Below are 11888 nucleotides of genomic sequence, written 5' to 3'. Positions count from 1 at the left end.
TTAGAAGGAGATAATAATATATATAAATATATATATATTATTATCTATTATTATTACTTACAATCTGAAAGTTCTCGAAATCCCTTATACCCCCTCCGCTGAAAACTGTAACTTCTGTAACCGTAACCACTGTAACCATCTTCGCCCAGAACCAACGGTCACTGGTCGAAGTGAAGGGGGCAGCAAGGCTGCTCGCCCTGTCAAGTGTGATGTGCTGGGATATAAAAAAGCGGATAACGCTGTGAGACTGCATATTAAGTCTAGCGGCATCGTAAAATGCGATGTTGCTAGACCTGCCAAAAACTGCTATGGCGTTTGCGAGGGGAAGGGGCAGTATTAACGGAATGCACCTTTGCGCCCTGTAAGGACAAAAGCCTTCAAACCAGATGATTAATAAAGCTTTTGCCCTAAAACAGGGCGTGTGGGACCTCACTTGCGATAGCGGCAGTATTGGTATCTATTTCAGGAGAGCTTCTGCTATCTTGATGTCAAACGGGGTGGTAATCTTGATGTTTTCGCGATTACCTTCTACCATTGCTACCTGGCAACCGAGACTTTCTATGACCGATGCATCGTCAGTAAACTGCTCCTTGTATTCCTGGTTGAATGCCTGTTTCGCCAGACCGATATCGAAGGTCTGAGGTGTCTGCACCACACGGTAGTCGCTGCGAAGCACGTTCTTGCCACCGCCGTGCTGGTCGATGTAGCGCAAGGTATCGGTTACAGCATATACCGGGATGGCTGCATATTCCTCGCGAGCCGTCTCGAAACATTCCTCAATCACATCCGTAGAAACGAATGGTCGGACGCCATCGTGAATACCCACTACGCCATCCTCATTGTCAGGAATGAGCGAAAGTCCATTCTTGGAAGACTGGAATCGGGTGTCGCCACCGTTGGCTATCTGGTGCTTGATGTCGAAATGATATTCTTCGCAGAGCTGATGCCAGTATTCCTGCTGGCTCTCCGGGAGAACCAGGATGATGCTCAGCTCAGGGTTGTATTCATGAAAACGCTCAATGGTTCTCATCAGGATAGGCTTGCCGGCTACAGGCAAGAACTGCTTCGGAATCTCACTTCCCATGCGGAGGCCCTTGCCTCCGGCTACTATGATTACGTAATCCATGATGGAATTTATAATTGATAATTAATAATTTATAATTATTATTTGCTCTCCATCAGGTGGGTGTACATCATGCCATCCTGCAGGGCTGCCACGGTTTCCTTGCCTGCGAAGTAGCTCAATATCTTATAGGCGTATGGAAGGGTGGCGGCAGGACCTTCGCCCGTAATCACGTTGCCATCCTCCTGGAAGAGGGTAGCTGTATATTCTGTATTCTCGCTGAAATACTGCTCGAAGCCAGGATAGCAGGTTGCCTTCTTGCCTTCGAGAATGCCAGTGCTTGCCAGAACCATAGGGGCTGCGCAGATAGCACCGATCCGTTTGCCAGCCTTGTGCTGTGCGATGAGCGCCTGGCGAACGCCTTCATGCTCATTGAGGTGGCTGCTGCCCGGCATTCCACCAGGAAGGAGCAACATATCGGCATCCTCAAAGCTCTGGATATCCTCGAACTTCAGGTCAGCCTTGATGGTGACTCCATGAGAAGTCTCTACCCATTCACTACCTGTAATACTGACGGTCTTGATGTCTACACCCCCTCTGCGGAGGATGTCTACTGGAGCCAAACCTTCGATTTCCTCGAAGCCATTGGCAAGAAATTCATATACCTTTGCCATAATTTATTCGTTTTTTGTTTTGTTATTCGAATTATATTATTACCTTTGCAAAAGTAAGAATAATAATTGAAATAACAAAATAAATGGGACAACAACATTTGAAATTCGCAATTTTTGGCAATGAATATCAAGCCAAGAAGAGTGCTTCGATAGAGAAAATCCTTTCTTATCTGGAAAAGAAGGAAGCTGAAGTTTATTTTGAAAGCCTCTTCTACGATTTTCTTACCAAGATGGAGCATCTTGAGGTAAAGGCTTCCGGCGTATTCGAGGACTACAACTTTGATGTAGACTATGTCATCTCTATGGGCGGTGATGGTACCTTCCTGAAGGCGGCGAGCAGGGTGGGAGCAAAGGAAACTCCTATTCTTGGTGTGAATATGGGCCGTCTGGGTTTCCTTGCCGATGTGTTGCCTAGTGAGATAGAAACGGCGCTGGACAGTCTGTATGCTGGTGATTGCCTGATAGAGGACCATGCGGTGATTCAGGTAGAGGCTGAAGGCGGCGTCTTGGCGGGAAATCCTTTCGCCTTGAACGATATTGCGGTATTGAAAAGGGATGATGCTTCGATGATTTCTATCCGTACCCAGGTGGATGGGGAGTTCCTGGTCACTTATCAGGCGGATGGTCTTATCGTGACTACTCCTACGGGCTCTACTGCATATAATCTCTCTAATGGCGGACCTATCATCATTCCGCAGAGTGGTAGTCTCTGTCTGACTCCCGTTGCTCCTCACAGTCTGAATATCCGTCCTATTGTCATCAATGATACGGCGGAGATCGTGCTGGATGTGGAGAGCCGCAGCCATAATTATCTCGTGGCTATTGACGGACGAAGCGAACGCATGACCGAGCAGACCCGCCTGATTATCCGTAAGGCACCACATGCCATTAAAATAGTAAAGCAGCGGAACCAGAGATATTTCTCTACATTGAGAGAGAAGCTGATGTGGGGTGCTGACCAGAGACAAAGATAAAGTAATCACAAAATAAAAAAAGAGGACTCTTAAGGTCCTCTTTTTTCGATTGATTACTTATCGTATGATTGATACTTTTATTTAATAATCTGTTTCTTGCCCTGGTGGATATAGATGCCTGGCTGGTTAGGCTTCTGCATCATCTTCATGCCGCTCAGGGTATACCATGCGTTGTCTTTACTCGCCGTATTGTCAATGGTAGGAGCTGCGGTGATGCCTGTAGTTGGCATATCAGCCGTAACATCCTTGATCTTATAGAGACCGTCATTGTTCTTCTCATTCAGAACCTCCAGATAGGTATCCTTGTTGATATTCGTGAAATCAACGGTCTGTGGCGAACCGGTGCCGGTGCTGAATACGAAGGAAACCATGTAGTTCTTGCTCTTGATCTTGTAAGTTTGATAATACCATTTCTTGCCTTCAATCACTTTGCTTTGGGTCATCTTGTCGCCAGGCCAAACACCCTTCACGGTCAGGTTTTCCTTTGGAGAATCGCACCATGCCCAGAAGTTGAAGCCATCTTTCCATCCTACCTGGTCTGCGTTGGCATATACGGTGATATCGTATGGGTCGAAAGCAGTAGGCTTTTCTACCTTATAGTTACGGGTAAGAATACCGCTGACAGCACCATTCATCAGCAAGCCCACCTTCAGGGTTGTCTCGCCGAAAGGAATCTCCAGCTCCTCACCGCTCTTAGCCTTCTTGCTGCTGGCTGTTGGCTCTGTGCCATCGGTTGTATAAACCAACTGTGCATCGTCTGCGTTGCTTACAGCCACGAGCTTTGCTTTCATCGTGCCTTCGTAATCACCGGAAGCCAAATCCACCCAAGCCACGTTTGCCTTCTTAGGCATGAAATAGCGGTAGTGGTAGCCGTTCAGCAGTTCGGCGTATGTGTTTGGTGCTGCATACTTCTTGGCGTTAGGACCTACGATGGCAATCAATGTTGCCTTGTCGCCTACGGTCCTGATGCCGTTATATCCTTCTCCCCTGAAGGCATTGAAGGTGGTATTGCTGGTGTTGGTGATACCAGCCAGCTGGCGTGCGTTGATCATCGCCTTGATATCCTGCTTGCAGTCAATCCAGTGCTTGTAGAATACGCATGGAGTTCCGCAGGATGCCAGGATGTAGGCATTGGCTGCCAGGGTATCTTTGCGGATAGGGTCGGGAGTATAACCTTGGGTTGTTCCGCGATCTTCTACGTCGTGATTCTCTACGAAGGTCACGGCATACTGCTTGTAAGCCGGGTCGTTAGCCAAGCCGTCGGTCTTTACGGTTGACCAGTTGGCTTTGATGGCATCACGTACCACATAGCGGAAAGGGAAGTCGAAGACTGCACTTGTAATTTTATCATTCACCTTGGTTGCTTCGAGCCAGTTCTTGATTTTTGATATTCCATCCCAATATTCTCCTACCGAATAGGTCGGTTTGGCTGCATCGTTGTAGATGCCTGTAAACTTGCCGCTGTATCCCTTTACCATATCATAGCGGAATCCGGCATAGCCGAAGTCGTTGAGGAGCATGTCTAGATAAGCCTTCACGATGGTCTGCACGTTCGTGCTGTTGTGGTCAAGGTCGCGCATGCCGCTCCAATCGTCGCCGGTATCGTTGTTGCTGCTGAGCTTTACGCCCTGCTTATCAGCCTCTTTCTTGGTCTTGCCGCCATCATCGTTGGCACAGATATCGGTTGATTTCATCTCGTAAGTCACTCCCTTGTAGGTTTCTACCGGGAAGTCAAACCAGGTTGATACGTTCTTACGGTGGTTGATTACCACGTCGGCGATGGTTCCGATGCCGTTATTCTTGAAGGTCTTGATGAGAGAGCGGAGTTCTCTTTCACTTCCGAAAGAACTTTCGTAGTTGGAAAACCAGTAGAGGTCATCGTAACCCATTGACTTGCCGCCACAGTTGGCACTCTGTGGAATCCATACGAGATTGAAGTACTGTCCCAGCTCAGGAGCCTGCGCTTCGAGATGGGTCCACTTGGAATCGCTGAAGGAATCCCAGTAGAATCCCTGCAGCATCACGCCGCTATGGTTGGCTGGCCAACCCTGGGCAAACATATTTGCGGTTGCCAGTAGGGCAACGAGTGTAGAGTATATCTTCTTCATATTCAAGGATTAAGATGTTTTGTTTATTTGTTGCAAAGTTACGATTTATTCCAATAGGTATGCGCAAATATGATGTAAATCAAGCAAAAGATCTGTGCAAACGTTTGCATATTTATCGATTTCATTTCTTTTTCCGTAAAATCTCACCCGATGCAGTAGAAATTGCGTCCCGACGTAGCATCAGATACGTCCCGACGCAGTAAAAGATGCATCCCGACGTAGTATCGGATACGTCCCGATGTAGTAAAAGATGCGTCCCGACGTAGCATCGGATACGTCCCGATGTAGTAAAAGATGCATCCCGACGTAGTACAAGATACGTCGGGACGTAATTTCAGAAGCATCCTGATTCCCATCTAGTAAGCCTCAGTTGAAGTTCAAGTAAGCCTCAGTTGAAGTTCAAGTGAGCCTTATTTGAAGTTCAAATGAGCCTTAGTTAAATGTTACGTAAGCTTTACTCCAACATTACGTAAGCCTTACTTCAACCTTAAGTAAGCCTCATTCGAAAAAAGTATCTTATCTGAATTTTCGTATCTGGTTCAGGGCGTAAGCGTGGTAATGCGTGGCAATAAGGTGGCAATAAAAAATCCCTTATTGCCACGCATTATTTGCTTATAATCAATGAGTTAAGTGTAAGTGTGATAGATGTGGCAATAATTTGATGAAAAAATTATTTTTTTGGCTATGTAAAACTTGGGTTAAAGATAATGAATCTGTGTGAATCTGTGGGAGTTTTTTTATGTCCCACGGATTTCACAGATTTACACAGATTTTTTTATGCCCTGGGTTAGCAGCTTCTGCCTTAACCTTTCCGCTGTAGTGTAGTGTGAAGTATTTTTGTTTATTCCGTTGTCTGTGCATTTGAGGCGGCTTTAGGAGATAATTATTATAAAAAAACTAGAAAACATTTGGCTATCTCGTTTTTTATTGCGTAATTTGCGTTGCGTAAAAAGCGCAATGGTTGCAAGTGTAACGAAAACAATAAGATTAAAGCAATAATATGGCAACATTGAACGATGGTTTATCAGAATTATTGTGCCTGGCTTACGGAGAACCAGCAGAAGCTGTTGCTGGCTATAGCTAGTGAGAGCCTGGTATCTTCGCCATTGAGCCAGCAGTTTATCAGCACCCACCATCTTCCTGCCACGAGCAGCGTGAAGACGGCATTAAAGGCATTGGTGGATAAGCTGCTGGTAAGCAAGACCCCAAACGGCTATTTAGTAAGCGACCGCTTCTTTGCGAAATGGCTGGTGAGAGGGGGAATCACATTATAGTCCAGTCATAATTCTGCTGGCATATAGATTACGGTATGTAAATAATATTCCAGAAAGAGACAGTCAAGGAGAAACTCCCGGAAAATAGGGAAAGAAGAGATTGAATATTTTTTCCCTTAAGGATATTTGTTTTTTCCTTAAGGGAAATAAATTCTTCCCTTAAGAGATATTTTCATCACATTTAACTTGTAAGGCTATTTTATTAAAACAAATCGCTATGGGTTCCATTGTTGAGAAACAGCAAGGTTAGTTTTTCATCGTTTTGTTCCCACAGCATCAACCAATCTGGGGTTATGTGACACTCCCAGATACCTTCTAGGTTTCCATGAAGTTTATGCGATTTATATGATGGTGGCAGTTTCCCCTCTTTGGCTAGTTTCTCTACGGCTTTTTCAATGAGGGTTGGATCTAGACCACGTTTCACTCCTTTTCGCAGAGACTTTTTAAATTTGTTTGTAAAGTCAATAGAGTATTTCATTCTAAGCACTGTTTGATTAAGTCGTGAGCATCTTTTGCATGATATACTCTTCCAGCTTTAACATCTTCTAGGGCTTCTTCAATGCCACTTTTCTTTTCGGTTTGAATAACCCAGCCAAACTTCTTTGCCAGTTCCTTTAATAAGTTGAAGTCAACTTGCGGAACAGTTATTGTTGTTGTTATATTATTTATAGCTACATCCATATTGCTTTACTTTTAATGTTATTTTTAATGCTGCCGCAAAGATACGACTTTTCCTCGTAACCACCAAATGTTTATGGGGAAATGTTGTGGGTTAGCGCAAAAAAGAAAATAGGCGGCTCCCGGATTGGAGGAGAGTCGCCTATTCTATGAATTTTTAACTAAATCAGTAAAGTTCGACCAACTTTCAACTTTGAATCCTCTTAGATCTCTGACGGATTTCTTAAACCACTCTATTTTAGAAAGCTCCATAACAGTTTTTACAAGTGCAGTCAAATCATCATTCATCGTCATGTATGTACTGCCTTGCACCCACTCGAAACCATTCTTCTTTAGAAGCTCTTTTATTTCGTAGTAAGCCTTGTTGTAAGGTTCGCCATAGTATTTTTGTAAATCGGAAATAACCATATCAGATGCTAGTGCGTACATACTGCCTCCTTTGCTGGTTCAAATAAGTCCTTATATCCAAAGAATATGTTCCCATCTGCGGTTTTTGCGGAGATGACAATTCCTACGAAAGGATTGTTCTCAACTTCAATCACTTCGCCCTGTGTCCAGTCTTTGGCATGTGTCAAGTCTGGAGATATTAATACTTTGTCGCCTGTTCTCATAATCATAAAAATATAAATGTTGTACTTATTCGGTGCAAAGATACGACTTTTCCTCGTAACTTCCAAGGCTTTTGGGAAAAATATAGGGAGGGTGATAAAGAAAAAAAATAGGCGACTCCCGGAATTGAGAGCCGCCTATTGATATTTAGTTTATTTGATGAAGCAAATGCTTACTTCTTTGTCATTACACACTTTGCATAGCCATTAGCCCATGCATAGAGCTTGATGTCGTAAGTACCAGCATCTACAGAGATGTTGCCACCGCCTTGGGTAAGAGCATTTACATCGCCACCCCAGTTGATAGCCCAGTCGTCGTTGGCACGGAACTTGATTTCACCAGAAGCCAATGTGATGTCCTTTGCCTCCCAGTAGCCAAGTGCTTTTGTTTCTGCATTGTAAGGAACGTATGTCATATCTACGTCTGAATCCCAACCATTAGGGGATGCGCTACCAATGATACCAATAGTTGTGATAGGAGTCAGAACATAGCTCTTGCTTTCCAAATCAACATCTACTTTGTAGTAACCGGCTTCTTCTGTCATGGTGATGTTGGCTGCATCAGCAGCAGTATTGAAGTCTGCGCCATAGTTGGTGCCCTTCCACTCTGGCTGAGTACAGAACTTGAAACCATTCTGGTTCAAGTACATGAAACCAGTAAAGTGTACACCATCCTCACCTGCGAGGTAGTCATTTGTTGCCCATCCATTAGCATCACCTGCCATATAGAGTACTGGCTTGCCTACAGTGTAAGTAAGGTTGTTCATATCAAGAGTAACAATCCATGTACCTGCGCCTGGGATTACTGGAGTCTGAAGTTCACCCCATGAATCGCCATCATAGAGAATGTATCCGAATGTGTCTTCTGAACCGTTCTCCTTGCAGCCCAAGGCTCCCTTGTTGATGGAATCCCAGTCTTCACTTACGAAGTTGCTTCCAGCATAGAACTTAAACCAGTTTTTGTCTGCAGTAGTTGTAACCTTCAACTGATAAACTCCATCGCTAATCTTGTTCATCCAGACAGGAGATTTTGCATCCCACTCATTTCCGTTTACCTGACCGAGCATGTAGTAGCCCTTCTCATCGAGTTGAGGTGTTGCTGTTGGAGTAAACTTACCTGTAGTCTCGCCCTTGGTAGTAATGCTTACCGCATCACCAGAAGCGAGATTGATAGAAACTTGTGTCTCCACTTTCAGGTCGCGAGCAACAGAAGCACGAGACTTATTCTGCTCGCAAACGAGTTTCTCCAATTCAGAAGCACTTACTTGAACGCTGTTGCCAACCATTGTTCCATTGACAGCTACTCCGTTCACCTTGAAATCTTGGAGGGTGAAACCAGAGACATTGGCATCTGTAGAATTGACTGTTACGAGATTGATGATACCATCTTCATCAGCCATGCTGCCTTCTGCCTCAGAACCATTGGCAAAGGTTACCCCATACTTGGCAGCAGATGCTTCCTGCTCGTTGGCCTGTGGGTTAGCCCAGTCGTCGTAGTCGCCAGCGCAGCTGGCAAGTGCGAGACTTGCCATTGTTGCTAAGCTATATAATAATGTCTTTTTCATTGTGTTCATGTTTTTAATTATTTAACTTCTGCTGTGTTCTTGTCGAAGTTGACATAGAGCTTCTGTCCTGCTGTGCAAGTTACAGAGTAACCTTCACCAGCCTCAGACCAAGAATTAACAATGTTCATGTTTCTCCAGAAGCAGTTGCCCTTGAAGATAGTGTACTCTGTACGCCACCAGTCGATTCCTGGAATCTTGATATATGTGCGGAGCTCGCCATCACCACCGAAGGCTGGAGATACCCATTCGCCAGTCTGGTCTGCAGGAGCTGTCATAGCCCAAGCGGCAGAAGCGTCGTCCCAATTGCCACCAGCAGCAGCACCGATGATGTAAGCAGCACCAGGATAAACATTCAGTGAGTAGTTGATGTTCTTCTTGTCTGCTGACATTTCACCAACGAAGTGGAGAACGAACCAGCCGCCATGAGCAACCTTCAGGTTTCCGTCGCCATCCTCTGAGAATTCAGCACCAGCATTATCGTTGACAGCAGCCAGACGGCTAAAGCCACGCCAGTCATTCTCGTATGTACCCCACTTGAATGAACCGCCATCAGGAACATAAACCATGGTATAATAGTTGCCTGCCATACCATATACAGGAGCCACTGGCTTCCAGCTGCTCCAAGCCTCTTGGATAGAAGAACCAACTACGAACAGGTTCTCTGGATACTTAGCATCTGGAGCCTTGTAAGTAGCCTTCACTGAAGGCAGGGTTATGATGTTGGAATAACTCTGACCAAGATAAGGGTCGGCTGTGCCATCTATGACAGCACGCAATCTTACATATACAGGCATTGTTTCTGGCACGCTTGTGTCTGGGTTGGCTGCCTGGAACATATCAACGAGTGTAGAGTTCAACTCTGCTGCATCCACAGCCATCTTGGCTGTGGTGTAAGAGGTTGACAATTCTTTATGTGTAGCTGTTGTATCTGTCAGGAACTTCTGATCGAGTGCAACCTGCACATAGTAGCGAACCACGTATGGAATACCTCCATAGTTTGGCTGTGAACAAGACAAGGTCAAGTTGTTGGCACTTGCCAAGTCGTATGTATTGTTTTCTGCGTATGCTGGTGTATTCAATACAAATCCGTCTGCAGCATGATTTAAATCCAATGTAGGATTGCTGTCATTGTCGTCAGAGCATGAAGTGAAGAGCAAAGGCAAAACCATTGCAGGCAACAGCATCAATTTTAAAAATATCTTTTTCATAATTGTATTCTTTAATCAATTATAGTTCTTTATTCCGAAGAATCCCCGATTTACTAAGATTAGTAATTAGGGTTCTGAGTCATGTTAGGATTACCTGCAATGTCGGTAACAGGGATAGGATATACGTTGAACTTAGACTCGATACCGATACCTCCTGCTACACCTCCCTTGAAGTCCCAAAGATACTTGGAACCAGAGAAGAGACCAAAGCGGATCAAATCAGAACGACGACGGCCTTCTACATAGAACTCACGGCACCACTCATCAATCAAAGTCTGTTCATCGACAGCTCCAGAAATCTCCTTGCGATTAGCACGCTTCTGGATAGTCTGGATATCTGCGAGAGCATCTGTTGTATTTCCCAAACGATAGTTAGCTTCTGCACGTGTCAGGTAAATCTCAGCCAAACGGAACAATGGAATATCTGTATCCATGAATGTACCATCGTGGATGTCGGAACCGTCTGCATGGCGATTCTGCCATTTTACGATAGAAGCACCATTTGTGAAACCTGTAATCTGCTTGCCAGGGCTGAGTGTGCGGATGCCGCCACCTACACCCATGTAGAACATGGCACGGTCATCACCAGCTTTGTTGATGACATCCTTTGTGGTTACGTGCAATTCTTCATCCTTTGCGATAACCTGCTCCTCGGTGGCATCCTTCAGCGCATCGCTTTCACCTGCCATAGGGATATTGTCATTAGGGAAGAATTTCTCAACCAAGTCCTTGCGGGCGAAGTTGCAGCTCCAATAGTTGCTGGTGAATGAATTTGGCATTCCTGAAGTTCGCATAGATGCTACGAGGTATGTAGAACCTGAGTATTCCTGAGTCTTCTTGCCATCCTGGCGGATAGGGAAGATAATCTCCTTCATAGCCTGGGTGTTCTGGTCGTTGTCGCCCATGAATACCTGCTCATAGCCTGAGAATCCATTCTTTGTCTCGGTTGACAATGCGTAAGCTCCACTATTGAGAATCTTGTCACAGTAGTCCTTTGCCTTGGCGAAATCCTTTACCTGGCCATCTGTGTAAACTGCAGAGTTCAGAGCCAGACGAGCATGGAGGGCATAAGCTGCACCACGGTCTGCACGGCCAAAGCCTTTTTCGTCATTGTAAGCACCAACTTCCTTGAGCTGTGGCTCAATGGCGGTCAACTCCTTGTCAATCCAGTCGTAGAGATCCTTACCGGTTTTCTCAACAGGCAGTTCGCTATCAAATGTATCCTTGAAAGGTGCCTTGTGGAAGAGATCAAGGAAATAATAGTAGTTCAAGCAGCGGAGGAAACGAACCTCTGCAATGACGTCATCGCTCATCTTGCCAGTTTGCTCACTGATAAACTGGTTGTGAAGGGTGATGTCGTATGCCAGGCGCTGGTATGCCCAGTTGGCACGTACTGAACTTGAGTTCCATGCAATATTGGTGAGGGAAGGGATATCTGTATCAGTCTGCCAAGCCCAGATAACCTCATCGGTGCAAAGCTCCTGAAGATTGAAGATGACACGATAGAAACCGCTTTCACCCTCATCCTGGCTCATATCTCCCTTTCCTGCAGGACCTGCCTGACCTGTCAGACCAAGTGTGGCATATTGTTTAGCTAAAAGACCGTCGGCATCATAACTAGGTGATGACTGAGGATCAATTGAGCTGATATTCAAATCGTCTGCGCAAGAAGCCAATCCCAAGCAGAGGAAACCGGCAACTGCAGTCTTTATTAATATATTTCTCATAATTATAAT

General features: G+C 45.2%; 12 protein-coding genes. 2 read left to right on the top strand and 10 right to left on the bottom strand.

Features of this window, described 5'->3' with window-relative positions:
- Positions 1-457: 457 nt before the first annotated feature.
- Together ACQRBJ_RS11225 and ACQRBJ_RS11220 are read right to left on the bottom strand one after the other, a co-directional pair.
- Positions 458-1126 (bottom strand): 2-C-methyl-D-erythritol 4-phosphate cytidylyltransferase, encoded by a 669-nt coding sequence (locus ACQRBJ_RS11225; RefSeq protein WP_294972468.1) that lies wholly within the window; start codon positions 1124-1126, stop codon positions 458-460.
- A gap of 38 nt (positions 1127-1164) precedes the next feature.
- Positions 1165-1737, bottom strand: coding sequence for a DJ-1 family glyoxalase III (locus ACQRBJ_RS11220; protein WP_294972471.1), 573 nt, complete (start codon positions 1735-1737; stop codon positions 1165-1167).
- Positions 1738-1820: 83 nt separating this feature from the next.
- Here ACQRBJ_RS11220 and ACQRBJ_RS11215 point away from each other — a divergent pair, with 83 nt between their 5' ends.
- A complete protein-coding gene (locus tag ACQRBJ_RS11215; RefSeq protein WP_294972474.1) occupies positions 1821-2711 on the top strand; it encodes an NAD kinase in 891 nt (296 codons plus the stop codon).
- A 77-nt stretch (positions 2712-2788) separates the two neighbouring features.
- On the opposite strand, the gene ACQRBJ_RS11210 is transcribed toward ACQRBJ_RS11215, so the two are convergent.
- On the bottom strand, positions 2789-4819 hold the full coding sequence (locus tag ACQRBJ_RS11210) for an alpha-amylase family glycosyl hydrolase (RefSeq protein ID WP_445303660.1): 2031 nt from the start codon (positions 4817-4819) through the stop codon (positions 2789-2791).
- 1016 nt (positions 4820-5835) lie between these two features.
- On the opposite strand from ACQRBJ_RS11210, the gene ACQRBJ_RS11205 reads away from it, so the two are divergent.
- The gene (locus ACQRBJ_RS11205) at positions 5836-6093 is read left to right on the top strand and encodes a hypothetical protein (protein ID WP_294968498.1); all 258 of its coding nucleotides are present in this window, start codon (positions 5836-5838) and stop codon (positions 6091-6093) included.
- A 202-nt stretch (positions 6094-6295) separates the two neighbouring features.
- Here ACQRBJ_RS11205 and ACQRBJ_RS11200 read toward each other — a convergent pair whose 3' ends face one another.
- The 7 genes from ACQRBJ_RS11200 to susD all read right to left on the bottom strand — a co-directional run bounded on the left by ACQRBJ_RS11200 (position 6296) and on the right by susD (position 11879).
- Positions 6296-6571 carry a type II toxin-antitoxin system RelE/ParE family toxin gene (locus ACQRBJ_RS11200; RefSeq protein ID WP_217762717.1) on the bottom strand — a complete coding sequence of 92 codons (276 nt, stop codon included), beginning with the start codon at positions 6569-6571 and terminating at the stop codon, positions 6296-6298.
- On the bottom strand, positions 6568-6774 hold the full coding sequence (locus tag ACQRBJ_RS11195) for a hypothetical protein (RefSeq protein WP_153123669.1): 207 nt from the start codon (positions 6772-6774) through the stop codon (positions 6568-6570). The genes ACQRBJ_RS11200 and ACQRBJ_RS11195 overlap by 4 nt, the downstream gene beginning before the upstream one ends.
- 144 nt (positions 6775-6918) lie before the next feature.
- Entirely contained in the window at positions 6919-7200 is a 282-nt protein-coding gene (locus tag ACQRBJ_RS11190) for a virulence protein (protein ID WP_445303659.1), read from the bottom strand.
- The gene (locus ACQRBJ_RS11185) at positions 7188-7382 is read right to left on the bottom strand and encodes a transcriptional regulator (protein ID WP_117662311.1); all 195 of its coding nucleotides are present in this window, start codon (positions 7380-7382) and stop codon (positions 7188-7190) included. Before ACQRBJ_RS11185 ends, ACQRBJ_RS11190 begins: the two co-directional genes overlap by 13 nt.
- 170 nt (positions 7383-7552) lie before the next feature.
- Positions 7553-8953, bottom strand: coding sequence for an Outer membrane protein SusF domain-containing protein (locus tag ACQRBJ_RS11180; RefSeq protein ID WP_441932787.1), 1401 nt, complete (start codon positions 8951-8953; stop codon positions 7553-7555).
- An 8-nt stretch (positions 8954-8961) separates the two neighbouring features.
- Positions 8962-10152 (bottom strand): SusF/SusE family outer membrane protein, encoded by a 1191-nt coding sequence (locus ACQRBJ_RS11175; protein WP_287593219.1) that lies wholly within the window; start codon positions 10150-10152, stop codon positions 8962-8964.
- A 59-nt stretch (positions 10153-10211) separates the two neighbouring features.
- The gene (susD, locus tag ACQRBJ_RS11170) at positions 10212-11879 is read right to left on the bottom strand and encodes a starch-binding outer membrane lipoprotein SusD (protein ID WP_445303658.1); all 1668 of its coding nucleotides are present in this window, start codon (positions 11877-11879) and stop codon (positions 10212-10214) included.
- Positions 11880-11888 lie beyond the last annotated feature (9 nt).

Origin of the sequence: Prevotella sp. SGI.167 (assembly GCF_050313615.1) — a bacterium.
Taxonomy (GTDB): domain Bacteria; phylum Bacteroidota; class Bacteroidia; order Bacteroidales; family Bacteroidaceae; genus Prevotella.
This window is presented reverse-complemented; position numbering and strand designations above follow the sequence as displayed.

What these genes read in the sequence shown, in the direction of transcription:
- ACQRBJ_RS11190 (WP_445303659.1), bottom strand. Translation starts at nt 7,200, where the DNA reads ATGTACGCACTAGCATCTGATATGGTTATTTCCGATTTACAAAAATAC.
- ACQRBJ_RS11210 (WP_445303660.1), bottom strand. Translation starts at nt 4,819, where the DNA reads ATGAAGAAGATATACTCTACACTCGTTGCCCTACTGGCAACCGCAAAT.
- ACQRBJ_RS11205 (WP_294968498.1), top strand. Translation starts at nt 5,836, where the DNA reads ATGGTTTATCAGAATTATTGTGCCTGGCTTACGGAGAACCAGCAGAAG.
- susD (WP_445303658.1), bottom strand. Translation starts at nt 11,879, where the DNA reads ATGAGAAATATATTAATAAAGACTGCAGTTGCCGGTTTCCTCTGCTTG.
- ACQRBJ_RS11200 (WP_217762717.1), bottom strand. Translation starts at nt 6,571, where the DNA reads ATGAAATACTCTATTGACTTTACAAACAAATTTAAAAAGTCTCTGCGA.
- ACQRBJ_RS11225 (WP_294972468.1), bottom strand. Translation starts at nt 1,126, where the DNA reads ATGGATTACGTAATCATAGTAGCCGGAGGCAAGGGCCTCCGCATGGGA.
- ACQRBJ_RS11195 (WP_153123669.1), bottom strand. Translation starts at nt 6,774, where the DNA reads ATGGATGTAGCTATAAATAATATAACAACAACAATAACTGTTCCGCAA.
- ACQRBJ_RS11185 (WP_117662311.1), bottom strand. Translation starts at nt 7,382, where the DNA reads ATGAGAACAGGCGACAAAGTATTAATATCTCCAGACTTGACACATGCC.
- ACQRBJ_RS11215 (WP_294972474.1), top strand. Translation starts at nt 1,821, where the DNA reads ATGGGACAACAACATTTGAAATTCGCAATTTTTGGCAATGAATATCAA.
- ACQRBJ_RS11175 (WP_287593219.1), bottom strand. Translation starts at nt 10,152, where the DNA reads ATGAAAAAGATATTTTTAAAATTGATGCTGTTGCCTGCAATGGTTTTG.
- ACQRBJ_RS11220 (WP_294972471.1), bottom strand. Translation starts at nt 1,737, where the DNA reads ATGGCAAAGGTATATGAATTTCTTGCCAATGGCTTCGAGGAAATCGAA.
- ACQRBJ_RS11180 (WP_441932787.1), bottom strand. Translation starts at nt 8,953, where the DNA reads ATGAACACAATGAAAAAGACATTATTATATAGCTTAGCAACAATGGCA.